The 26,292-nt window shown below is 32.4% G+C and carries 21 protein-coding genes; 18 read left to right on the top strand and 3 right to left on the bottom strand.

Annotation, left to right across the window (positions count from 1 at the left end):
* The first annotated feature begins 368 nt into the window (after window positions 1–368).
* Window positions 369–1,160, top strand: coding sequence for a phosphotransferase family protein (locus CD147_RS00105; RefSeq protein WP_103165432.1), 792 nt, complete (start codon window positions 369–371; stop codon window positions 1,158–1,160).
* A 13-nt stretch (window positions 1,161–1,173) separates the two neighbouring features.
* Entirely contained in the window at window positions 1,174–1,824 is a 651-nt protein-coding gene (gene trmB / locus CD147_RS00100; protein WP_103165431.1) for a tRNA (guanosine(46)-N7)-methyltransferase TrmB, read from the top strand.
* 193 nt (window positions 1,825–2,017) lie between these two features.
* On the opposite strand, the gene CD147_RS00095 is transcribed toward trmB, so the two are convergent.
* A complete protein-coding gene (locus tag CD147_RS00095) occupies window positions 2,018–2,335 on the bottom strand; it encodes a PepSY domain-containing protein (RefSeq protein WP_103165430.1) in 318 nt (105 codons plus the stop codon).
* An 85-nt stretch (window positions 2,336–2,420) separates the two neighbouring features.
* Between CD147_RS00095 and CD147_RS00090 the strand changes: the two genes are divergently transcribed.
* The 11 genes from CD147_RS00090 (at window position 2,421) to CD147_RS00040 (ending at window position 17,448) form a co-directional block, all read left to right on the top strand.
* Window positions 2,421–3,509 (top strand): M42 family metallopeptidase, encoded by a 1,089-nt coding sequence (locus CD147_RS00090; RefSeq protein WP_103165429.1) that lies wholly within the window; start codon window positions 2,421–2,423, stop codon window positions 3,507–3,509.
* Entirely contained in the window at window positions 3,506–3,817 is a 312-nt protein-coding gene (locus tag CD147_RS00085; protein ID WP_103165428.1) for a thioredoxin family protein, read from the top strand. The genes CD147_RS00090 and CD147_RS00085 overlap by 4 nt, the downstream gene beginning before the upstream one ends.
* Window positions 3,818–3,981: 164 nt before the next feature.
* Window positions 3,982–4,839: a DUF1444 domain-containing protein gene (locus CD147_RS00080; RefSeq protein WP_103165427.1), complete on the top strand. Its 858-nt coding sequence runs from the start codon at window positions 3,982–3,984 to the stop codon at window positions 4,837–4,839.
* A 21-nt stretch (window positions 4,840–4,860) separates the two neighbouring features.
* Window positions 4,861–5,457 carry a YtpR family tRNA-binding protein gene (gene ytpR, locus CD147_RS00075; protein ID WP_103165426.1) on the top strand — a complete coding sequence of 199 codons (597 nt, stop codon included), beginning with the start codon at window positions 4,861–4,863 and terminating at the stop codon, window positions 5,455–5,457.
* Between the two features lie 20 nt (window positions 5,458–5,477).
* Window positions 5,478–9,236, top strand: coding sequence for a DNA translocase FtsK (locus CD147_RS00070; protein ID WP_103165425.1), 3,759 nt, complete (start codon window positions 5,478–5,480; stop codon window positions 9,234–9,236).
* A gap of 20 nt (window positions 9,237–9,256) precedes the next feature.
* Entirely contained in the window at window positions 9,257–10,570 is a 1,314-nt protein-coding gene (murC, locus tag CD147_RS00065; protein WP_103165424.1) for a UDP-N-acetylmuramate--L-alanine ligase, read from the top strand.
* Between the two features lie 76 nt (window positions 10,571–10,646).
* Window positions 10,647–11,153, top strand: a complete 507-nt coding sequence (locus CD147_RS00060) for a DUF948 domain-containing protein (RefSeq protein ID WP_103165423.1) — start codon at window positions 10,647–10,649, stop codon at window positions 11,151–11,153.
* A 71-nt stretch (window positions 11,154–11,224) separates the two neighbouring features.
* The gene (locus CD147_RS00055) at window positions 11,225–12,871 is read left to right on the top strand and encodes a hypothetical protein (protein WP_240621101.1); all 1,647 of its coding nucleotides are present in this window, start codon (window positions 11,225–11,227) and stop codon (window positions 12,869–12,871) included.
* A gap of 221 nt (window positions 12,872–13,092) precedes the next feature.
* A complete protein-coding gene (locus CD147_RS00050) occupies window positions 13,093–14,184 on the top strand; it encodes a bifunctional 3-deoxy-7-phosphoheptulonate synthase/chorismate mutase (protein WP_103165422.1) in 1,092 nt (363 codons plus the stop codon).
* A 325-nt stretch (window positions 14,185–14,509) separates the two neighbouring features.
* On the top strand, window positions 14,510–15,499 hold the full coding sequence (ccpA, locus tag CD147_RS00045) for a catabolite control protein A (protein WP_103165421.1): 990 nt from the start codon (window positions 14,510–14,512) through the stop codon (window positions 15,497–15,499).
* 281 nt (window positions 15,500–15,780) lie between these two features.
* Entirely contained in the window at window positions 15,781–17,448 is a 1,668-nt protein-coding gene (locus tag CD147_RS00040) for a formate--tetrahydrofolate ligase (protein WP_103165420.1), read from the top strand.
* A 79-nt stretch (window positions 17,449–17,527) separates the two neighbouring features.
* Here the strand turns inward: CD147_RS00040 and CD147_RS00035 are convergent, their stop codons facing one another.
* Entirely contained in the window at window positions 17,528–18,457 is a 930-nt protein-coding gene (locus CD147_RS00035; RefSeq protein ID WP_103165419.1) for a transglycosylase domain-containing protein, read from the bottom strand.
* Window positions 18,458–18,831: 374 nt separating this feature from the next.
* Here CD147_RS00035 and tyrS point away from each other — a divergent pair, with 374 nt between their 5' ends.
* Window positions 18,832–20,094: a tyrosine--tRNA ligase gene (tyrS, locus tag CD147_RS00030; protein ID WP_103165418.1), complete on the top strand. Its 1,263-nt coding sequence runs from the start codon at window positions 18,832–18,834 to the stop codon at window positions 20,092–20,094.
* A 176-nt stretch (window positions 20,095–20,270) separates the two neighbouring features.
* Here the strand turns inward: tyrS and CD147_RS00025 are convergent, their stop codons facing one another.
* The gene (locus CD147_RS00025) at window positions 20,271–21,554 is read right to left on the bottom strand and encodes a S1C family serine protease (protein ID WP_103165417.1); all 1,284 of its coding nucleotides are present in this window, start codon (window positions 21,552–21,554) and stop codon (window positions 20,271–20,273) included.
* Window positions 21,555–21,724: 170 nt separating this feature from the next.
* Between CD147_RS00025 and CD147_RS00020 the strand changes: the two genes are divergently transcribed.
* The 4 genes from CD147_RS00020 to CD147_RS00005 all read left to right on the top strand — a co-directional run bounded on the left by CD147_RS00020 (window position 21,725) and on the right by CD147_RS00005 (window position 25,914).
* Window positions 21,725–22,348, top strand: a complete 624-nt coding sequence (locus tag CD147_RS00020; protein ID WP_103165416.1) for a lysophospholipid acyltransferase family protein — start codon at window positions 21,725–21,727, stop codon at window positions 22,346–22,348.
* A 44-nt stretch (window positions 22,349–22,392) separates the two neighbouring features.
* A complete protein-coding gene (locus CD147_RS00015; protein WP_103165415.1) occupies window positions 22,393–22,821 on the top strand; it encodes a P-loop NTPase family protein in 429 nt (142 codons plus the stop codon).
* A gap of 548 nt (window positions 22,822–23,369) precedes the next feature.
* Complete coding sequence (locus tag CD147_RS00010) at window positions 23,370–25,124, top strand: purple acid phosphatase family protein (protein ID WP_103165433.1); 1,755 nt, start codon at window positions 23,370–23,372, stop codon at window positions 25,122–25,124.
* 112 nt (window positions 25,125–25,236) lie between these two features.
* Complete coding sequence (locus CD147_RS00005; RefSeq protein WP_103165414.1) at window positions 25,237–25,914, top strand: hypothetical protein; 678 nt, start codon at window positions 25,237–25,239, stop codon at window positions 25,912–25,914.
* Window positions 25,915–26,292 lie beyond the last annotated feature (378 nt).

Below are 26,292 nucleotides of genomic sequence, written 5' to 3'. Positions count from 1 at the left end.
AGATGATTATTTTTTATTGATTTTATAAGAAAATTGTCCGGCAAATAGGGTAATAGTATGATATACTGTTACTTAAAGATTTAACGGAATTTTAGCCAACCTAGACTAGTAAAATGTATCTTTTTGTTTCTCATTTTCAGTTGAAAAATAAGGCTAAAAATTATAAAATCATCAATGAGTGATTAAAGAGGCGTTATTAATAATTAAACGTCTAAAGGACAATAAAAACTAATTAATTTAAAATTAATCTTTACGAAAACATAATGTAATCGCGTTATTCCAACAACGGGATGTGACAAATTAGAATATATGGCTCTTGAAAACTATATTTCTCGAGCCATTTTCTAATTGAAAGTGAGGTGAACGAGTTGGAGCAGTTTTATCAGTTAGGGTGGACGCTTGATTCAGCTGGCGGAGCTTCAGGTGAAGCATATATGGCTGAACAAGATGGTCAGAAGTTATTCTTAAAACGCAATTCTAATCCATTTATAGCAGCTTTATCGGCAGAAGGTATTGTACCTAAATTAGTTTGGACAAAACGTATTGAAACAGGTGAAGTCGTTACAGCTCAACATTGGAAGAATGGTAGAGAGTTAGAACCATCTGAAATGTATCAAACTAGAGTAGCTGAATTATTAAAGAAAATACACGGCTCTAAACCATTACTTAATATGTTAAAACGTATGGAAATGGAACCAATTACACCGACAATTATGTTGAAAAAGATTAATACTTCATTATCTAGAGAGGTATTAACTCATCATATCGTGCGTAAAGCTTTAACTTATTTAGAAGAACATATTCCAAACTTAGATTCACGTTTCTTTACAGTAGTTCACGGTGATGTTGATCATAATAATTGGCTATTATCTGATAGAGACGAATTGTACTTAGTGGATTGGGAAGGCGCAATGATTGCTGACCCGGCGATAGATATTGGCATGTTGCTCTACAACTACGTTCCCAAGAAGAAATGGTCTCAATGGTTTAGCACTTATGGTGTCGAAGAAACAATTGATTTAAACAAACGTATGAAATGGTATACAGTTATTCAATCTATCGGCATGGTGCAATGGTATGAAGAACAAAAGAGATTTAAAGATATGAACACTTGGTTAAAATTTTTAAATGAAGTTATGAATAGTAACTTATTTATTTAAGGAGATATCATGTATGAGAGTTCGCTATAAACCATGGGCGGAAGATTATTTGAAATCACATCCGGATTTAGTAGATATGGATGGTACACATGCAGGGAAAATGACAGAATGGTTTGATAAACAGCAACCCATTTATATTGAGATTGGCTCTGGTATGGGACAATTTATTACTACGTTAGCTGCTAAACATCCAGATATTAATTTTGTGTCTATGGAACGAGAAAAAAGCGTTATGTATAAAGTTCTAGATAAAGTGAAAGAACAAAATCTCACGAATTTAAAAATGATTTGTAACGACGCGATTGAACTAAATGAATATTTTAAAGATAATGAAGTATCACGAATCTATTTAAACTTCTCAGATCCATGGCCTAAAAAAAGACATGCTAAACGTCGTTTAACGTATCATACATTTCTAGCGTTATATCAACAAATTCTTGAAGAAGATGGAGAAATTCATTTTAAAACGGATAACCGAGGATTATTTGCATTTAGTTTAGAAAGTATGTCGCAATACGGCATGTATTTCACTAAATTAAATTTAAATCTTCACGATGAAGACGACGAAGATAATATTTTAACTGAATATGAAAAGAAATTCTCTGAAAAGGGATCACGCATCTACCGTATGGAAGCGAAATTTCATAACAATATTAAACATTAATTAGGCTAGATTAACGTTAATTATATTGGGAATACCAATGGTTAATGTACTAGCTTATTTTATATGGTTTCAATGAAAACAAAAAAATATAGTGAAGTATCAAAAACACCAAGCAACCGACTATTGAGTTGCTTGGTGTTTTTTGATTATTTAGCTTTTCTTTCCCTAGTTTGTTTTTGATAGAGATTGATAATTATAATTCTTGAATATTTAAGATTTCGCCTGTTTTAGCGTCTGCGTAGAATACATATTCAATTATCTTATTATGTTTATCTTGTGTAATACCACCTTGGTAAATTAATCTTTCTGAATAGAGGTTATTGTCGATGAATGGCTGATGAAGAATGTACGAGCCTTTTATGTCCATAAAATAAGATTTCGCTTCTTCTAATATTTTACTAGGGTCTTTAACTTTGTTATTTTCCAAAAGAAAATACAACACAATCGCTGTAGATAAACCAAGTGTTAGAGCTACAGGAATGGAGATGTATTTATAAGTTTGACGTGTCATAATCCTTACCTCTCTATAATTAGTTCATATCATTAGTTTACCATAATCAAAATGATATAATACATTTAAGGAGCGTGTTTATAAGATGCAAAATGACAAAACTTTAGAACGTATTAAAACGTTAACAGAATTGCATGGCGCACCAGGATTTGAAGAACAAGTGCGTGCGTTTATGAAAAAAGAAATGAAGCCTTATGTAGATGAGTTTGTGACAAATCATATGGGTGGTTTTTTTGGTGTTAAAAAGTCTAAGAAAGCAAATGCGAAACGTGTAATGATTGCTGCACATATGGATGAAATTGGTTTTATGGTAACGAATATTACTTCTAATGGGATGTTACAGTTTACCAACCTTGGCGGAGTAGCAAATGATATTTGGCAAGGTCAACGATTACAGGTTAAAAATAGAGAAGGCCAAAATGTAATTGGAGTGGTTGCTAATATTCCTAAACATTTTAGAACTGGTAACGAAGCAGCGCCAGAAATTAAAGATTTAATGTTAGATATCGGAGCTGAAAGTGATAATGAAGTAAGAGAACGTGGTATCGAAATTGGTGACACGATTGTACCTTACGCGCCGTTCACACAATTAACTGAACATCGTTTTAGTGCTAAGGCATGGGACAATCGTTATGGTTGTGTCATAGCAATTGAAATATTAGAATTACTCAAAGATGTTGAGTTAGATGTTGATTTATACGTAGGAGCTAATGTTCAAGAAGAAGTAGGTTTAAGAGGAGCTAAAGCTTCAGCTGAATTAATCCAACCCGATGTGGCATTTGTTGTCGATTGTTCTCCAGCAAATGATATTAAAGGTAAACAACAATTATCTGGTGAATTAGGTAAGGGAACTTTAATTCGAATTAAAGACGGTACAATGATTCTTCAACCTACATTCCGAGATTACTTATTAAATCTTACAGAACGTTTTGAAATTAACCATCAATATTATATTTCTCCTGGTGGTACAGATGGTGGAGAAATTCATAAAGCGAATCAAGGCATTCCAACAGCTGTTATTGGAGTATGTGCAAGATACATTCATAGTACCAATGCAATCTTCGACATTCGAGATTACTTCGCAGCACGTCAGTTACTTAAACAAGCAATTATTAACTTAGATGATGAACAAATTAATATATTACAATTTCAAAATGAAGGAGAAAATTTATGATTAAATTAGAATCTGAACAACAGTTTGAAGAATTAAAACAAGATCACACAGTTTTTGAGTTTACTGCAGGATGGTGTCCAGACTGTCGTGTAATTGAAACAGATTTACCTAAATTAGAAGAAAAATACACTGATTTTAAATTTGTATCAGTTGATAGAGACGAATTTATAGATTTAGCTATTGAAAATGATATTATGGGTATTCCTAGTTTTTTAGTGTACAAACAAGGAGAACTTGTAGGAAGTTATATTGGTAAAGAGCGTAAATCGATTGAACAAATTGATGAATTCTTAAATCAATATAGTTAATATTATTTGAAACCGTAACGCTTTATTTCACAAGTTATATACGATAAACCTTTTAATGCTTTAAATGATTAAAACGAATTCGTATATTAGATGAATTTTTCTGTAATTGAATGCTTATTTATTGTAAAATATGATAAGGTGCGAATATAGGAGTGTTGTTAATTATGAACGTCTTTCAAATGAGAGATAAATTAAAACAACGTTTAGATCATTTAAACGTCGATTTTAAGTTCGACCGTGAGGAAGAAACCTTACGTATATACAGACAAGATAATCATAAAGGTGTAACAATTAAGTTAAATGCGATTGTTGCTAAATATGAAGAACAAAAAGAAAAAATCGTTGATGAAATTGTGTATTACGTCGAAGAAGCTGTAGCTCAAATGGATGATGAAGGACTTTCTCGAATGAGCGATATCCAAATTATGCCTGTTATTCGAGCAACTAGTTTTGATAAAAAGACGCAAGAAGGTCACAAATTTATTATAGATGAGCATACTGCAGAAACTAACATTTACTACGCACTTGATTTAGGTAAATCCTATCGTTTGATTGATGAAAGTATGCTTGAAACACTTGGATTAACTACGCAACAAGTTAAAGAAATGTCATTATTTAACGTGCGTAAACTACAAAATAAATTTAAAACAGATGAAGTAAAAGGTAATATTTTTTATTTTGTGAATTCCAATGATGGTTATGACGCGAGTCGTATTTTAAACACTAAGTTTTTAGATGATATCTATCAACAATGTGAAGGTGAAATGTTAGTAGCCGTGCCACATCAAGATGTATTAGTCATTGCAGATATTCGCAATAAAACGGGTTATGATGTGATGGCGCATTTAACTATGGAGTTCTTTACTAAAGGGCTTGTGCCAATTACTTCCTTATCGTTTGGTTATAAGAAAGGTCATTTCGAACCTATTTTCATCTTAGGTAAAAATAATAAACAAAAGCGTGATCCCAATGTGATACAACGTTTAGAAGCGAACCGAAAAAAATACAATAATAAGAAATAAAGTAAATAGAGGAGAATAATAATGAATTTATTTTACAATAAAGAAGGCGTAGGCGACGTTGCATTTTTACAAATTGAGCCTACTGATGGTCCATTCGAGTACAATACTAAAAATGATGTAGTTACAATTACTCATGAAGATAAAATTGTAGGTTTTAATATCTTTAATTTTTCTAACTATTATCAAATTGAAAATAACGGCCATGTTAAATTAACTTCTGAACTTGTAGAAGCACTACAACAAGCAATTACAAAAGCCGGTATCGACTATAAACTTGATGCAGACTTATCACCAAAATTTGTAGTTGGATATGTGAATACTAAAGAAAAGCATCCAGATGCAGATAAATTGAGTGTTCTTAAAGTAAATGTAGGTTCTGAAACATTACAAATTGTATGTGGTGCACCAAATGTAGATGAAGGCCAAAAAGTAGTTGTCGCTAAAGTAGGCGCTGTAATGCCAAGTGGTATGGTAATAAAAGATGCTAAACTACGTGGTGTGGATTCAAGTGGTATGATTTGTTCAATGAGAGAATTAAACTTACCAAATGCACCTCAAGAAAAAGGCATTATGGTTTTATCTGATGATTATGAAGTCGGTAAAGCATTTTTTGAATAAAAAAGGAAGGGGGTAAGTGTATGAGTTGGTTTGACGATTTATTTAACGACAATAATGATTCTGATGAAGAATTACTAAGACGTAAGAACAAACGACGTCAAGACTCTAAAATGCAAGATGATGATGCACTACTTCCTGAAAATAATGATGTTTATGATCGTCCTAAGGGCAAGTTTCGCTTTCCGATAGATATCGGAAGAGATAATGAAGACTATGAAGATGCCATATACTATGATAGTGAAAGCAAAGAAACAGATTTTACTGAGTCACACCAACATGTTGATAATAATAGTTATATGTCTCATTATTCGAGTAAAGATAATGGTATAAGCTATTATAATAACGATTCGAACGATACTCGTAGACGACGTAGAAGAACACACACTAATCATGATGATACTGGCATACCTTCATTTAAAAATAGAACACCTCAAAGCCGTACTTCGTCTTCACGTAGGAGCGATTATAATACTCATACCACTAGCACAAGTGCATCGAAGACAAAAAATACAAAGCACTCAGGAAGTTCTCAAAATCATAATCGTTTTAAATTACAATCAGAGCGCTTTAAATCAGATTATAAAATGAATTCTGATTTTACATATCATCGCCCAAGTTTTAAAACGTCTGAAGTACCTTCAGCGATATTTGGAACAAAAAAAAGACGACCAATTGAAAATGGAGTTATTCCTCCAGTTAACGATGACGTCAATAGTGAGTCAACTTCATCTAAAAAAGATAACAATGAAACGTTATCGTCTCATAATTATAACTATGAAAAGGTTAACTCACAGTTGAAAGGTGACTCTACGACTTCTACACAGCCAGACACTAGTAGTAAAGTCGGACAACATAATGATGTTAATAATGAAACTGAGTCATCTAAAAGTAAAACACCAAGTTACTCTCAAAGAGATAATACGGTTAATATTGAAAATATCTATGCTTCCCAAATCGTTGAAGAAATTAGACGTGAGAGAGAGCGAAAAGCTCAACAAAAACGTAGATTTAAGCAAGCGTTACAACATAAGCGCCAACAAGTTGATGAAAAAGAAGATGGTATTCAAAAAGCTATTGATGAAATGTACGCTAAACAAGCTCAACAGTATATTGGTGAAAGTTCTCTAGACCATGATGAAGATAATGAGAGTCATTTTGCTAATGAACATGAAAATGCATTAGGCACTGATACTGAGCAATTCAGTGAAAATAACCAAGATGAAAATAAACAACAAGACGGTGAAGATGACGCACACTATAATTATGAAGAAGTCGATTTGAATCAAGTTACTAGTCTACAACGAGTAAATGACGAAGATGTAAAAGTTAGTGATGTGGATGCAAGTAAAGTGGCTAATGAAAACCACGAGGAATATCACTCAAATGAAACTTCTGACCAAATGTCTAATGATGATGATTTAGATGTCATGGGAGCCACAGACTATGATAATGAAACAAATCAATATGTACAATCCTACAATGATATTGATGAAGCTAACTATCGTGAAATTGAAAACAGTGAAGAGAATGAGTATAAAGATGTAGATATTCAATCTCACCCTTCGGCTAGCGATGAAAATATTGATTTTGTGCTGAATGCGGTTGAATCAGAGACTGAATATGCACCTAAACATCATGAAGATTTGAATTCTCAAGAACAAGCAGCTGTTGCTAAAGATAGACATCAACCTAAACATGATGTGGATAATCGAGAATACCATAATGAAGTAGAAGAAGAACACGCAATAGACTCTGATATTAAACAGGCTACATCAATAGTTGAACCTAATAAAGAAGATAGTACTAGTGAAACTAGCGAAGAGACTATCACTAACAACAGTGAAGATAGTACGTCTAATTATGTTAAAGATAATGAGAATGAAATAAAAGAACAGACAAATACTCCTAAACGTAATATTAAACCAGGAAGTAGACCGTTTAATGTCGTAATGACACCATCTGATAAGAAAAAAATGATGGATGCGAAAAAAGATAAACGAACACGTTCTAAAGTAGATGTACCCGAGTTAAAACCAGAAACTAAATTTAACTCTACTCATGAATCCACAGATATTCAATCTCATTTATCACCTTCAACTAAAGATGAAGATGAACACACCGCTTCTCAATCGTTAAATAATGAAGATAATCATTTAATGGATAATGATTCTAATATTATTGAAAATCATGTTGAACAAGAAGGTAACAATGAGGAAGAAACAATTTCAGATACGATTGGTCAACCTCATAATGAAATAGAAGAGAGTCATTTTCAAAATGAAAGTAATGAGACATCTATAAATCATAGTGAAACAGGTCAATATCAACAACAAGATTCTGGCCAAACATCATCTCAAACTGTTGCTAAGAATACAATTAGAAAAGGGCCAAATATTAAACTACCAAGTTTAGATCTATTAGAAGCGCCTGAGGAATATGATGTCGATGAAACATGGATAGACGAGAAAAAACAAGAATTGAATGATGCTTTTTATTACTTTAACGTGCCGGCAGAAGTTCAAAATGTGACTCGAGGACCAAGTGTAACAAGATTTGAACTTGCAGTTGAAAAAGGCGTAAAAGTATCGCGCATTACTGCTCTACAAGACGATATAAAAATGGCTTTAGCCGCTAAAGATATTCGTATTGAAGCGCCAATTCCTGGCACAAGCCTTGTAGGTATCGAAGTTCCTAACCAGAACCCGACTAAAGTTAATTTGAAGTCGATTCTCGAGACTCAGAAATTTAAAAATGCTGATTCTAAATTAACTGTAGCAATGGGTAATCGTATCAATAACGAACCATTATTAATGGATATTGCTAAGACCCCACATGCCTTAATTGCTGGTGCTACAGGTTCAGGTAAATCAGTGTGTATCAATAGTATTTTAATGTCACTACTCTATAAGAACCATCCCGAAGAATTAAGGTTATTACTTATTGATCCAAAAATGGTGGAACTTGCACCTTATAATGATTTACCACATTTAGTATCGCCTGTGATTACCGATGTAAAGGCAGCTACCCAAAGCTTGAAATGGGCTGTTGATGAAATGGAACGACGTTATAAATTATTTGCGCAATATCATGTTAGAAATATCACGGCATTTAATAAGAAAGCTTCATATGAGCAAAGAATTCCAAAAATTGTTATTGTAATTGATGAGTTAGCTGATTTAATGATGATGGCACCTCAAGAAGTTGAACAATCTATTGCACGTATAGCACAAAAAGCACGTGCTTGTGGTATACACATGTTGGTAGCTACCCAAAGACCTTCAGTAAATGTCATTACTGGATTAATTAAAGCTAACATTCCGACGCGTATAGCGTTTATGGTTTCATCTAGTGTTGATTCTAGAACTATATTAGATAGTGGTGGCGCTGAACGCTTATTAGGTTACGGCGATATGCTTTATCTTGGCAGTGGAATGAATAAACCTATACGTGTACAAGGCACATTCGTTTCTGACGAAGAAATTGATGATGTAGTTGACTTTATTAAAGAACAAAGAGAACCGAATTATTTATTTGAGGAAAAGGAACTATTGAAGAAGAACCAAACTCAAGCACAGGATGAATTATTTAATGATGTGTGCGAATTTATGATTCAAGAAGGACATATATCCACTTCATTAATTCAACGACATTTCCAAATTGGTTATAATCGTGCTGCGCGTATTGTTGATCAATTAGAACAACTAGATTATATATCTGGTGCTAATGGTTCTAAACCAAGAGATGTATTTATTACTGAGGCAGATTTACAGAAAGATTAATTTAAAAGGAGTTTATGTATATGACGCATTATCATTTTGTTGGTATAAAAGGTGCAGGAATGAGTTCTTTAGCACAAATCATGCATGATTTAGGGCATGAAGTGCAAGGCTCAGATATTGAAAAATATGTATTTACAGAAGTAGCATTAAAAAATAAAGGAATAAAAATTCTACCATTTAGTGCTGAAAATATTAAAGAAGGTATGGTAGTAATTCAAGGTAATGCGTTTCCTGATATACACGAAGAAATCGTTAAAGCTCATGAATTAAAACTAGATGTTATTCGTTATCATGATTTCTTAGGTCATGTCATTAATCAATACACATCAGTAGCCGTAACTGGTGCACATGGTAAAACATCAACAACTGGTTTGTTGTCTCATGTTATGAACGGAGATAAAAAGACTTCTTTCTTAATCGGGGATGGTACTGGTATGGGATTACCAGCGAGTGATTACTTTGCATTTGAAGCATGTGAGTATCGTCGTCACTTCTTAAGTTATCACCCTGATTATGCGATTATGACTAACATTGATTACGATCATCCAGACTATTTTAAAGATATTGATGACGTAGCAAGTGCTTTCCAAAGTATGGCACATAATGTTAAAAAGGCAATTATTGCATGGGGTGATGACGAACATTTAAGAAAATTACAAGCAGACGTACCCATTTATTATTACAGTTTAAATAATAAAGATGACGTTTACGCTGAAAATATTCAAATCACAGATAAAGGCACAGAATTTGATGTCTATATTGATGGAGAATATTATGATCATTTCTTAACACCTCAATATGGTGATCATAATATTCAAAATGCATTAGCAGTGATTACAATTAGTTATTTAGAAAAAATGGACGTAAACAACATTAAAGAAGCACTTGAAACTTTCGGTGGTGTAAAACGTCGCTTTAATGAAACATATGTATCTAAACAAGTACTTGTAGACGATTATGCTCACCATCCAAGAGAAATTAGTGCTACAATTGAAACAGCACGTAAGAAATACCCTAATAAAGATATTGTAGCTGTCTTTCAACCGCATACATTTTCTAGAACACAAGCTTTCTTAGACGATTTTGCTGAATCGTTAAGTAAAGCTGACCAAGTATTCTTATGTGAGATTTTTGGTTCAATTCGTGAAAATAATGGAGAATTAACTATCCAAGATTTAATAAATCGTATTGACGGATCTACTTTAATCGATGAAAATAATATTGACGTATTAGAAAAATTTGAAAATGCCGTAATTTTATTTATGGGCGCAGGAGACATTCAAAAGCTTCAACGTGCCTACGAAGAAAAAGTCGGCATGACAAATGAATTTTAATATGTTTATATATAATTATGCTGGGTATTTATAATTAATGACTTTTATATTAAAAGGTAATTAGGAGGCGTTTTTAATGGATTGGATTTTACCAATTGCTGGAATTATTGCCGCGATTGCATTCTTAGTATTATGTATTGGAATCGTAGTGGTTTTACTTTCAGTTAAAAAGAATTTAGATCAAGTGGCTAAAACACTTGATGGTGTTGAAGGCCAAATACAAGGTATCACTCGTGAATCAACGGATTTACTTCACAAAGCAAATCGCTTAACTGAAGATATCCAAGGCAAAGTTGAACGTTTAAATTCTGTTGTTGATGGCGTTAAAGGCATCGGTGACTCAGTTCAAACTTTAAATGGTTCTGTTGACCGTGTAACTAACTCAATTACACACAACATTTCTCAAAATGAAGATAAGATTTCTCAAGTAGTTCAATGGTCAAATGTTGCAATGGAAATTGCTGACAAATGGCAAAATAGACACTACCGTAGAGGAAGTGCAAACTACAGAAGTGGTTCTGTAGGTAATGATGCAAATCATTCAACACAGAATTACACTACTAACGTAGATAAAAACTTTTAATACGATTTAAACATATGCACTTAAATGAGGTTTGTACTTGTTTAAGTGCATTTCTTATAGGAGGAATTAGCATGAGTAAGAAATATAATAGAGATGCATATGAATCAAATAACTCAGGCAACGACTTGCATGGACAAGGGGTAAACCAACAAGATGATGCAGCGCAGTCAAATGCTACTAAACATTATGATAGAGATGCATTCGAAACAAGTAACACAGGCAATGACTTACATGGCTATGGCGCAAACCAACAAGATGATGCAGCACAGTCAAATGCCACTAAACATTATGATAGAGATGCATTCGAAACAAACAATACAGGTGAAGATTTACGTGATAATGGCGTTAACCAAGTTAATGGAAAAGCTCGCCAAGGCTTAAATACAAAACATTACAATAGAGATGAAATGGAAACAAATAATACTGGTAAAGATTTACATGGTAAAGGTGTAAACCAACAAAACAGTAGCTATATTCAACATTCTCAATTTAGCCGACATAGAAACAGCACTCATCCCTCACGTAAAGACTTTGTAGTTAGCTTTATTACAGGTGCTTTAATTGGTTCTGCAGTAGGTTTATTTTATAAAAATAAAGCTGAAGAAAAAGTAGACCAAGCTAAAGCGAAAGAAGAAGAGTTTAGAACGCGTTATAATGGTATTAAACAACAAGCTGAAAGTAGTATTGAGAACGTTAAACAAAAAATAGAAGATTTCAGAAATAATAAAGATTCTAAAATCTCTTCTGATGAACTTAAAGCACAACAAAACGCAATTAAAACAGAAACTTCTGACGATTTAGCAGATCAATCACCACAAGCGCAAGAAATTCAAGAAGCTAAAGCAGAAGCAACAACAAACAATAGTCATTTAAGAGATAACCAAGAAAATAGCGCAGAAGAAATTGTAGCCCAACAAAATGCGATAAAAGCAGAAACATCTAGTGACTTAGCTGATCAGTCACCACAAGCACAAGAAATTCAAGAAGCTAAAGCGGAAGCAACAGAATCAAATAATCACCAAAAAGATAATAAAGAGAACAGCGCAGAAGAAATTGTAGCCCAACAAAATGCAATAAAAGCAGAAACTTCAGATGACTTAGCTGATCAATCACCACAAGCACAAGAAATTCAAGAAGCTAAAGCAGAAACAGTTACTAAAAATAACAGTCAAAATGCTAAAGATTCAAAAGAGGTAAGCAAATCTGAATTAGTTGCCCAACAAAATGCAGTGAAAACAGAAGCAGCTGAAAATAATTTATCAGATCCATCAGTAACTAATGAGACACCAGACAACGCTAAACAATTATCTGCCGATAGATTAGCTACAGCTGCTAAAGCTAAACATGAAAGATTAAGCAATGATAAATCAGTAGCTAGTAAAACAAAATCTTTATTAGCAGAAACACCGATTGCGAAATCTACTAATAAAAAAGTGCCAAATTTAGTTACAAAAGAAACAAAAGATATTAATAAAGGTGAAGTTAAATCTAAAAATAATCAAGCTCATTCTTCAGCTAAATTTGACAATGGCGCCGTTACTCATGATACTAAAGATCAAGCACCAAAGACTAAATCTCAATCAAACAATAAGCAATCAAATAGCAACAAGCCAAAAACTCAAAATAAGAAAGATGCTCAAAACAATAAAACAGCTAAGCAGAAACAAAGAACTGAAAAAGCTAAAAGTAAAATAGACAAACGTACGTTTAATGATTAATAACTCATATTTAGAGCAATGCGATTGAATTTGCATTGCTCTTTTTTTAATCTTTAATGTAAAATAAGGTTTATAAATTAGAATTCTTAAAATTCTGAAAATTAAACATGCCGAACGGTTGAACATTTGGTATGTAATTGTTAAAATATTATCTAAATATAATTATTTTATCGCTTTAAAGTAATATAAATAAGTAAGTAAAATTTTTGAGGTGAGTAGTAGTGTCAACAAAGTTAGAACAATATAGAAATGAAATCATTTCTATTAATAATCAAATTTTAGATTTACTCTCTATAAGAGGGGAACTAGCACAAAAAATTGGCGAAGAGAAGATTAAACAAGGTACAAAAGTTTACGATCCACAACGCGAAAAAGAGATGATTAATCACCTAATGGATCGTAACCAAGGTCCATTTAATGATAATGTCATTAAGCAATTATTCAAAGAGATATTTAAAGCCTCCACTGACTTACAAAAATCAGAACATGAAAAACATTTATATGTTTCTAGAAAGCTTAAACCTGAAGATACAATAGTGAAATTTGACAATGGCGGAATAATAGGAGATGGCAATAAATCATTCGTATTTGGACCATGTTCAGTTGAATCTCAAGAGCAAGTAGATGCTGTAGCACAAGATTTACAAGCTAAAGGAGAAAAATTCATTCGTGGCGGCGCATTTAAACCTCGTACATCCCCATATGATTTCCAAGGTTTAGGTGTAGAAGGGCTTAAAATATTGAAAAACGTAAAAGATAAATTTGGTTTAAATGTGGTTAGTGAGATAGTTAATCCTGCTGATTTTGAAGTGGCAGATGACTATTTAGATGTCTTCCAAATTGGGGCACGTAACATGCAGAATTTTGAATTATTAAAAGAAGCAGGCCGTACAAATAAACCTATTTTATTAAAACGAGGCCTATCAGCTACAATTGAAGAATTTACATTTGCCGCCGAGTACATTGCGTCTCAAGGTAACAAAAATATTATTCTTTGTGAGCGTGGTATCCGTACGTACGAAAAAGCGACACGAAATACACTCGATATTTCAGCTGTACCAATTTTAAAACAAGGCACACACTTACCAGTTATGGTCGATGTGACACATAGTACTGGACGTAAGGATATTATGCTTCCAACAGCCAAAGCAGCTCTTGCAGTGGGTGCAGACGGAGTAATGGCAGAAGTTCATCCAAATCCAGCAGTAGCACTAAGTGATAGTGGCCAACAAATGGATTTAAATGAATTTAACGAGTTTTACAGTGAATTAAAGCCACTCGCTGAATTGTACAATTCAAAAAAATTGAAATAATTCTCATTAAAATTATTATAATTGCCAATATCAAGCTATTCATTTTACTGAAGGAAATAAATGTTTTATACTATTATTTCTGGGAAAATGGATAGCTATTTTCTATTACTTTAATTTAAAGACTATTATTTGATTATAAAATCAAACGAAATTTAATTCGTCTCTCAAGTATGCTTGTGATTATAACAATTATTTAGCATAAAATATTGACATAAATGTGAATTAATAATTAATGTATTTCGTATGAATAGATTTTATGATAAAATTTGAAAATAAAATGAAAACACTTTATAATAGATACTAAAGCGCTTACAAGGAGGAAATTATGACAGTAACTATATATGATGTTGCTAGAGAAGCTCGAGTGTCAATGGCAACTGTCTCAAGAGTAGTCAATGGTAACCAGAACGTAAAACCTGAAACCCGTAAAAAGGTTAATGATGTTATTAAAAAGTTAAATTATAGACCTAATGCTGTGGCAAGAGGGCTAGCTAGTAAACGTACGACAACAGTAGGCGTTATTATTCCAGATATTTCTAATATTTATTATTCGCAATTAGCGCGTGGTATTGAAGATATTGCAACAATGTATAAATATCATTCCATTATTTCAAATTCAGATAATGATCCTGAAAAAGAAAAAGAAATCTTTAGTAACTTATTAAGTAAACAAGTTGATGGAATAATCTTCCTTGGTGGTACAATTTCTGATGAAATTAAAAGTTTAATTAATCAATCATCAGTACCTGTTGTAGTATCAGGTACTAATGGTAAAGATGATAACATCGCTTCTGTAAATATTGATTTTAAAGAAGCAGCTAAGGAAATTACTGAAGAGTTAATCCAATCTGGAGCGAAAGAGTTTACATTAGTAAGTGGTGATTACTCTAAAAAAGCACAAGATGATGTACTTAGTGGCTTAAAAGAAGTATTAGATCAACATCAGCTTAAATTAAATGATACCGTTCAACTTTCAGGTTCAGAAAGCTATAAAGATGGTATTAGAGTATTTGAAGAAATCAAAGACAATTTACCTGATGCAATTCTATCTATTAGCGATGAACAGGCCATAGGAATTATGCATAGTGCCTTAGACGCTGGAATTAAAGTACCTGAAGACTTGCAAATTATTACTTTTAATAATACACGTCTAGTAGAAATGGTTAGACCTAGATTATCAAGTGTCATCCAACCACTATACGATATCGGTGCAGTAGGCATGCGTTTATTAACAAAATATATGAATGATGAAGAAATTGAAGAACCGAACGTTATACTACCTCATAGAGTTGAATATAGAGGTACAACTAAATAATTCGTAAGCTAATTACAAATCTCAATCACAGGAGCGTAAGATAAAATCTTTGAAATAGATAAGATTTTGTCCTCGCTTCTTTTTTTATGCAATTTTCCGACTAAAATTAGTTAAATTTTACACAAATCATTGGAAACGCTCTCAAAAATTCGACATCGCTTTCATAGTTAGTTATTATTAGTATGTAAGATTCAAAGAAGAGGGTAAGACATTAACCAAAATTGTCACAACCTCATTCTTACATACAAATTAAACTAATATTTACAAGGGGTTGAAATAAGTTGGCACATTTATCAGATTTAGATATTGCTAATCAATCAGAACTAAAACCTATTGGAGAAATTGCTAAAAACGCTGGTATTCCAGAAGAAGCTCTTGAACAATATGGTCATTACAAAGCGAAGATTGATATTAATCAAGTTAAACCTAGAGAAAACAAAGGGAAAGTTGTATTAGTCACTGCAATGAGCCCAACTCCAGCCGGAGAAGGTAAATCAACAGTAACAGTAGGTTTAGCTGATGCATTTAATGAATTAAATAAAAACGTTATGGTTGCTTTACGTGAACCAGCGTTAGGACCAACTTTCGGTATTAAAGGTGGCGCTACTGGTGGCGGTTACGCACAAGTGTTACCGATGGAAGATATTAACTTACACTTTAACGGTGACTTCCATGCTATTACAACAGCTAACAATGCGTTATCAGCATTTATCGACAACCACATTCACCAAGGCAATGACCTAGGTATAGATGTTCGTCGTATCGATTGGAAACGTGTATTAGATATGAATGATCGTGCTTTACGTCACGTTACAGTAGGTCTAGGTGGACCAACAAACGGTGTACCACGTGAAGATGGATTTAATATTACGGTTGCGTCAGAAATTATGGCAATCTTATGTTTAGCACGTAATATTAATGACTTAAAAGATAAAATTAGCCGTATTACAATTGGTTATACACGTGACCGTAAACCAGTTACAGTTGCTGACCTTAAAGTTGAAGGTGCTTTAGCAATGATTTTAAAAGATGCTATCAAACCTAACTTAGTACAAACAATCGAAGGCACACCAGCATTAGTTCATGGTGGACCATTCGCTAACATTGCACATGGTTGTAACTCAATCTTAGCAACTGAAACTGCACGTGATTTATCTGATATCGTAGTTACAGAAGCAGGATTTGGATCAGATTTAGGTGCAGAAAAATTCATCGATATTAAAGCTCGTGAAGCAGGTTTTGAACCATCAGCAGTTGTTTTAGTAGCAACAGTACGTGCGCTTAAAATGCACGGTGGCGTAGCTAAAGATGACTTAAAAGAAGAAAACGTAGAAGCAGTTAAAGCTGGTATTGTGAACTTAGAACGTCACGTTAACAATATCCGTAAATTCGGCGTTGAACCAGTTATCGCATTAAACGCATTTATTCACGATACAGATGCTGAAACTGAAGCAGTTAAAGCTTGGGCTAAAGAAAATAATGTACGTATTGCTTTAACTGAAGTTTGGGAAAAAGGTGGTAAAGGTGGCGTAGACCTTGCTAACCAAGTACTTGAAGTTATCGAACAACCAAACGACTTCAAATTCTTATATGATTTAGATCAATCATTAGAAGAAAAAATCGAAACAATCGTTAAAGATATCTACGGTGGTTCTTCAGTTACTTTCAGTAAAAAAGCTAAAAGACAACTTAAAGAATTCACTGATAACGGTTGGGGCAAATATCCAATCTGTATGGCAAAAACACAATATTCATTCAGCGACGATGCTACAGCATTAGGTGCACCAAGTGGCTTCGATATCACTATTAGAGAATTAGAAGCTAAAACAGGTGCAGGTTTCATCGTAGCATTAACAGGCGCAATTATGACTATGCCTGGTTTACCTAAAAAACCAGCAGCATTAAATATGGACGTTACAGATGACGGCCACGCTGTAGGTTTATTCTAATAAGAATAAGTTATAAGAGTAGTAGGGTGATAAGCTCTACTACTTTTTTATTTTAAAAAGCTAACGATATATTTATACTTTATGCCGATTGTTTAGAATGATTCTTTAAATTCGGATTAGTAAGTAAATGTTTATAAATATTAAAATTTTTAGCTTGATTATATTCTTTTTTACTAATAACTTCTTCAATTAACATTCTCTTTAACACATAATGTTGACGATGAATACTTAATTGCACCTCACCAGAAGGTTTTAAAGTTCCATCCATATTATATGGCGTATACATATAAGGACTTTGTAATAAACCGATAAGATAGGCCGACTGAGCCACATTTAGTTCAGAAGGTGGTATGCCAAATAAACTGTATGAAGCAGATGCTATTCCAGTAATATTGTTGCCATTATAATCTCGGCCAAAAGGAACGATATTTAAGTATGTATAAATAATTTCATCTTTAGATAATAAGTTTTCAAGGCGCATAGCGAGTATTAATTCATTCGCTTTACGACTATAGGTTTTTTTACTAGATAATACTTGGTTTTTCACTAATTGTTGCGTAATCGTACTACCACCTGTGCTTTGGTCTAATTTGAACACATCTTGAACCATAGCACGAACTAACGCTTTTGGAAGAATGCCGTTATGTTTATAGAATAATGTGTCTTCAGATGAAGTAAGTGCTTTAATAACATTAGGACTGACATGATGAGGGCCCACAATTAAAGAGTTTTCAGATTGATCATACTCTTGTAAGACATTTTTTCTATCGTGATTTAATACGCTATCACCTGCAAAGTGTAGGACTTTTTCTTTCAATTCATTATCAGATAGTTGAGAGGCGTGTTGTGTTAAGGAATGAAAATAAACAACCAATGCCACAAAGGCAATCAGTGAAATAAATAAGCCAATACCAAATAAGCCTACAAGAATATATTTGATTCGTTTGTAGACTGTTTTAAAACGATTTAATTTGTTGTCTGATTTAAAATTGGCTACTTTGTCATTCATCTTAATCCTCCCGAAATTTAAATATAGTATATCATATTCGGTAAGTTGACTTTTAGTGAAGTGTTACTTATAATTAATACCAATTCAATATATATTGGATAAGAGGAGAAGTAATATATCTGTGATTTATAGAGAGTTAGTGGTGGCTGTAAACTAACAATTGCTTTTATATGAATACACCTCATTACTATTTATCCTACGTTTAATTAATGAACGTATCATTAAGAGAGCGAATAACTAAGATTAATTAGTTGTTTAAGTATGGTGGTAACGTGCACAAGCGCCCTTACATTGTTTAGCGATGTAAGGGCGCTTTTATTTTCTGAAAATTAATATAAAAATTATCTTTTAAACCATAATAGGAGGAATTGAATATGACAAATGCATTATTAGAAGAATTACAATGGAGAGGCTTAATTTACCAACAAACTGATGAGCAAGGTATCGAGGAGTTATTAAATAAAGAACAAATTTCATTATACTGTGGTGCAGACCCAACAGCTGATAGCTTACATATTGGTCATTTATTACCATTCATGACATTACGTCGTTTCCAAGAACATGGTCATCGTCCAATTGTTCTTATTGGTGGAGGCACTGGAATGATTGGTGACCCTTCAGGTAAATCTGAAGAACGTGTATTACAAACTGAAGAACAAGTTGAAGCAAATGTACAAGGTATCAGTGCACAAATGCATAAATTATTTGAATATGGGACTGATAAAGGTGCAGTATTAGTTAACAATAGAGATTGGTTGAGCCAAATTTCTTTAATTAGTTTCCTTCGTGATTACGGTAAACATGTAGGCGTAAACTACATGTTAGGTAAAGATTCGATTCAATCACGCTTAGAAAACGGCATCTCTTATACAGAATTTACTTACACAATTTTACAAGCAATCGACTTTGGTCACTTAAATCGTGAATTAAATTGTAAGATGCAAGTAGGTGGTTCTGACCAATGGGGTAACATCACGAGTGGTATTGAATTAATGCGTCGTATGTACGGTCAAACTGAAGCTTATGGTTTAACAATTCCATTAGTAACTAAGTCAGACGGTAAAAAATTTGGTAAATCTGAGTCTGGCGCAGTTTGGTTAGATGCTGAAAAAACAAGTCCATATGAATTTTATCAATTCTGGATTAATCAATCTGATGAAGATGTAATTAAGTTCTTAAAATACTTTACTTTCTTAGATAAAGAAGAAATTGAGCGTTTAGAACAATCAAAAGAGGAACAACCTCACTTACGTGAAGCTCAAAAAGCTTTAGCTGAAAATGTCACTGAATTTATTCATGGCAAAGATGCTCTAAATGATGCTATTCGTATTTCTCAAGCACTTTTCAGTGGTGATTTAAAATCACTGTCTGCTCAAGAATTAAAAGAGGGCTTCAAAGACGTGCCACAAGCTGAATTATCATCTGAAACAACAAATATTATTGAAGCTTTAATTGAAACAGGGATTTCATCATCTAAACGTCAAGCACGAGAAGATGTTAATAATGGCGCGATCTATATTAATGGCGAACGCCAACAGTCAGTTGATTATGAACTAAGTGACGCTGATAAAATTGATAATGAATTTACAATCATTCGTCGTGGTAAGAAAAAATACTTTATGGTTAACTACAAATAATTCTTATATCAATTAACGTTTTAACATATCAAAACGTTTAATGAATGTAGGCTATGATAGACTTAATTTTCATAATTAAAAGAGTTAATCAGATTTTAAAAGTAAAGATTTGGCAAAATAATAAAAATGCACATCCGGCTATGAAAATTAGCTAGATGTGCATTTTATATATTTAATTATTGTATAAATTGGCTACTACCATTATTACCAAATTCTGAGTCAGATGATGGCTCTGAATTGATAGAAGTTGATTTTTGATTTTTCAATTTGACTGTAATTTCTTTTGTTTTACCATCGCGTTCAACTGTTAATTTAGCAGTTTCGCCAGGTTTTTTATTTTGATATAAATATGTTCTTAAATCAGTATCTTCTTCGACTTTTTCTCCGTCAATTTTAGTGATAATATCGCCAACTTTTAAATCGCTTGAGTTATCGACTTTTCCAACGTAAACACCAGTATCACGGTCAGTGTTGAGTTCTTTTTTATACGAGTCTGGAATATCACTTAAGTTTAATAAGCCAATACCAATTGATGCACGTTCGATTTTACCGTTTTTCACTAACTGTTCTATGGTAACTTTAACTTCATTACTTGGAATTGCAAAACCGATACCTTCAACCTGTTCGGCAGCAATTTTCATAGAGTTAATACCGACTAAATTACCATTAATATCAATCAGCGCACCACCAGAATTACCTGGATTAATAGCAGCGTCCGTTTGTAGTACATTAACTTTCGTACCACCTGAAGTTGTATTAGATTCAATCGTACGTTCGTTTGCTGAAATGATTCCAGAAGTAACAGAGTTAGCAAATTCTAAGCCAAGAGGGTTACCCATCGCAAATACGCTATCACCGGTTTGAACTTTAGAAGAATTAGCAAATTTAATCGCTTTGATGCCTATAGTATTATCAATTTTTAATACAGCAATATCAGACACTGCATCTTTACCAATGAGCTTAGCTTTTACCTGTTTACCACTATGTAATTGAACTTTAATTTCTGAAGCTCCACTAATGACATGATTATTAGTAACTATATAAGCTGAATTATCATTTTTTTGATAAATAACGCCAGATCCAACGCCAGCTTGTTCAGCTTTAGAAGATGATTTACCTTGTAATAAGTCATTGAAGCTAGTAGCTTTTTGCATATTAATTACGCCTACAATAGCAGGGGATACGTCTTTAATCATCGCATTGACGGATTTATATTTCTCACTTTTATCATCAAGAACGTTGCCACCTTTACTATTAGTCGCTTCTTGAACTTGTGAGCCATTGTCATTTAAGCCAAACATTCCCAACATTTTACTTGCACCTAACACTAATAATGCGCCTATAATACCTGCAATTAAAGCGACCAAAATGGTTTTAAACCATGGGAATTTAGGCTTTCTTGGTTGAGATTGTTGGTAATTGAAATGTGCTGATTGATTATCTTGATTGTAGTCAGACATTTTAAACCTCCATTATTAAATAAATTATTACCTTAATTATGAATTTTTTTGGGAAATTTTGCTAGTAAAGTACTATCAGACTTTAGATGTATCTTTGTGAAATCTTGTTCAAAAATGTGGATAGTGATAAAATCAAGAAAGCGTAGAAAACAAGAAGCAGGTGACAGAACATGTATAAATTTGTAAGTGGATTTTTAGATTTTATTTTAGTGAAAATGGCTAAATCTTTACATGTATTAGGTGAAGAGAATATACCTAAAGATAATAAGTATGTAGTGACATGTACACATGAAAGTTATAACGAGGTCATCATGTTAGGTGTCGCACTGTACCCAAATGAAATTCATTATATGGCGAAAAAAGAATTATTCAATAACAAATGGTTTGGCAAATTCTTAACATCTTTAAATGCGTTTCCAGTGAATCGTGAAAATCCTGGACCAAGTACGTTAAAACGTCCAGTGAATTTATTAAGAGAAAATAAAACTGTAGGAATCTTCCCAGCAGGACACCGTACATCTGTAGAGGGTACACCGTTAAAACGTGGTGCCTCAACTATTGCATTACTTGGTAAAGCACCTATTTTACCAGCAGCATATGTAGGCCCCAAAAAATTGCATGGCTTAATCACAGGCCAAGCTTTAATTAAATTTGGTAAACCTATCTATCAATCAGATATTCCTAAAGAATTGAAACGTAATGAAAAAATCGATTTCATAACAAAGGAAATCGAAACACGTACAGCTCAATTACAAAAAGAACTTCGTCTTATTCAAGATAGTTTAAATGACTAAGTTTAATCAAAGAAGATTTCTCACGTTAGAAGTCTTCTTTTTATATGAATAAATGTCTATATAACATTGAAACGCTTATAATCGAATTAGAAAATAATCGAGGTAAATTTATCGCAATTTTTGCTGGTTATGAAGATGATATGAAACGTTTTACTGAATCAAATGAAGGTCTTCAATCCCGAGTTCCTTATAAAATACATTTTGAAGATTATACGCCACAACAAGTTGCAGAGATTGTAGTTTTATCTCTCGAAAAAGAAGAATGGACATTTAACGAACAATTATTAAGAGAAAAAGTTATTAACATCTATTCTAATGTAGAAGATTCTAAAAAATCTAACGGACGATGGGCTAGAAACTTTGTACAAGATCTTTTAATTAAACACAAAAATAAAATTATCAATACAGTAAACCAAAATAGTGATATCACTCATATAGATGATGAGACGATTCATGACTTGATTAGTAATTAAATACAATAGAAAAGACGACTATGACGCGATATTTTAACGTCATAGTCGTTTTGTTTTCTATCATTCACTACTTCTATACTATATTAAAAGTTTGCATCTAACTTTGTGTAAGTTCTAAAACTATTTTGATTTAATAGTAATTTATAGATAAATGTACTGTCTAATTTAAAATAAGCTAGTTACAAAAGTCGGACCATCCGCCATTTCTTAATTTAGATAGAGATTAAAATCTTCCGCTTGGTATATGAATGTACCAACAAAACTTCCAGCTCTAAAAGCTAATATTTCCAAGACTTATAACTGAATAACTCTTACTCTTGAGCGATAAGTTCCATTTATAATTAAAAAAATTACAATACATGTAATTTAATAATTTTGATAATTCATATTTCATTTTATTTCTTTGTGCTTATTTGTATATATTTTAGAAATTTACAAAGTTTATATAAGTTTAACTTTGTATTAAAAAAGGATTGCTACAATATTGACTGTAGGTGATTTAATTATCAGAGGAGGCAAATATAGAAGTGGTTAAATTTAACTCAAAAATGTTTAGTACAGTAATAAGCGCTACATTATTGTTTAGTATAGCTTCTGAGACTAATATTGTCGAAGCAAGTGGAGCAGGAAATCCACCACAAAATGCAAGTAATGATAGCATTAAGTTGTTAAATAAAAAACCGGAAGTTGCTAAAGTTACAAAGAATAATCATCCTAATAGGATCATAACTAATATTAACGGTGATACCCGTTCAGAAATGGGTTTTAGTTGGTATACTACAGACAAATTTAAAGATTCTAAAGTATGGGTTTCAAAAAATAAAAACTTTAAAAATGTAAAATCGTTTGATGCTAAACCTAAAAAGGTAAATTCAAAGTATCTTGAACGTGATAAAAAAGGCAATATTATTTTTGAAGATATAGCTAAAAATGATGAAGGAGAGCCTATTAAAGAAAAAGGAAAGCCAAAAGTTAATGGGTATTACACTGATGAAAATGCTAGTGGGCCCGATTGGACTAGTGGAGATAAACATGGGAAAGCTGGCTTAATAGCGAAAGAAGAGTATACATATAAAACTAAAGCAAATGGTTTAAAACCAAACACTAAATATTACTATAAAGTTGGTAGTGAGAAGGGAAAGAAAAGCCCTATTGGCACATTTAAAACTTCTGGTAAAAAGGGAGATCCATTTAGCTTTGTACAATATACTGATACACAAAATGCGTTTTGGAATGAACATGTTAGAAATGAAGCTACATTTGGTGCTGATCCATTAAAAAATGCTATCCATACAGCGGGTAATCCAAACTTTGCATTACATACCGGTGATTTTGTTGAAGTAGCAGAAGTTGAAGATGGATGGAAAGATTTATACAAACAATCTAGACCTTCATTTATGTCTTTACCTATAGCGTCAGTAGCTGGAAATCATGATGAGTATGCTTTAAATGATGAAGACAAAAAATTATTAGGTGCATTTAACAAACATATGAATGTACCTAAAGCAAATAATGCCGTTAATGGAGGTTCATATTATTCATTTGATTATAATGGCGCACATATGGTAGTGGCCAATACTAATGATAATAAAAAGTCTAAAGATAACACTGATGAAAAAGCTATTGGTAAGGAACAAATGAAATGGATTAAAAAAGATATTAAGAAAGCAAGAGCTAACGGGGCAAAATGGGTAATCTTAAATTTACATAAGCCAATGTATTCTAAATCATACCATGCACTTTCAGATGAAGATGTTAAAAAAGTTAGAGGAGAATTAACTAAAGAAATCAATAAGCTAGATGTTGACTTAGTATTACAAGGTCATGACCACGTTCTTTCACGTACTTATCCTTTAGAGTACACTTCTACTAAAAATAGTTTTGTTAATGCTAAAAAAGAAAATGCAAAACAATTTGTAGGTAAAGATGGCGTTAATTACTATGACAATCCTAAAGGAGCGGTTTATGTTTTACCAAATACTGGTGGCACAAAAGAGTACGATAATATCTATGATCGTTCATTAGATCATATTAAAAAGGTTAGACCTGAATTGAGTTGGCTTACTGAAAAAGATTTAAAACATTACAACAGTTTATTTAAATTAGGTAAACAACCACAACAAACAGATGCATTTAATAATAAGCATGAAAATAATAGAGATTCATCGTCTCAGAACTTCTCAGTTTATGAAGTGGAAGACGATCAACTAAAAGTTAAAATTTATCAACTAAGAGGAGATATTAGTAAAGGTGAAAACCGTAGTATAGAATTGGTTGATCAATTTGGTATAAAAAAGAATTAGTATCATAAAACCGTGTTCTAGGAATCTGAGAATCTGAAATATAGTTTAAAAATAGTTAAATTTCTTAGTACTTAGACTAATCGGTTTTCCTTTTAAAAGGAGATTAAGGTTTATGAAGCGGTATATAAATATATTATCAATTATAATTATATGTTTTATCATATGTGCTGGGTGCAGTAATAATGAAAATGAAAAAAATAATAAACCTGAAAAGGTTGCAATTGCACAAAATAAATCTAATGGTAATCAAGTATCTAAATCTCAGTTTACTAAGAAAGATAAACATGAAATTAAAAGTAAAGTTCTTGCTTGGTTATCTGATAGAAGTAAAAAAAGAGGAACAGCAGTATCGAGTCGTTATTTTAGTACAAGTAGTATTTCTAAAGGCGATTGGTATGCAATGACACCTAAAGGAGAAATTCAAGTATTTAATGCTAATAAGCCTGGACGAAAAGCATTTGATCTACACGGTATAACCGGGGCTACTGTATATACTGCAAAAGATGGAAAAACGGGATATGATTATGACGCAAAGACACTTTCTAATGTAGAAGGCTATGATAAAGTAGCTAATTTAAGTAAGCCAATTACCAAATATATATTTACTGAAGAAGGCAAAGTCTTTGAATATCAATTTGAAAATAAAAACGATGTGACATTGTCCTCAGGATTCGCACCTAAAGATTATAATGATAAAGATCCTAATCTACTTCCGAATGAACAATTTAAAGAAACTGATAATAAAGAGCTGAAAAAGTATTACAAACAAGTTATCGAAAAATATAAGTAGAAATGAAAAAGAGTAAACAAACACCTCTACGCTAAATTGTATTAAAATTTAAAAATTATTTTGCTTTAGACCTCTAATTTGATATGAAAACATTTTAAAGAAATCCCCATCAATATTTTATTGATGGGGTAATTAGCTTTTAGGTATATATTTCTAAAAAGTATATTTAAAATTTAAAAATCCGACTATATTTTAGAAAGTAAAATATAGATAAATGGCAATACATATTTATATTAAATTAGGTTTTAATTTATATTTCTACTTATTAGCTTGCTAATCTTCGAATTAATTTTCGAAAATCTTAATTTCACACACAATTATCAAATATTTGTAAAAATGACACATCAAAAGCGCTTTCATTTATGGTAAATTTATAAA

The organism is Staphylococcus devriesei, assembly GCF_002902625.1.
In the GTDB taxonomy this organism is placed as follows: Bacteria; Bacillota; Bacilli; order Staphylococcales; family Staphylococcaceae; genus Staphylococcus; species Staphylococcus devriesei.
The sequence above is the reverse complement of the archived record's forward strand: the minus strand, read 5'-3'. Positions and strand labels throughout refer to the sequence as shown.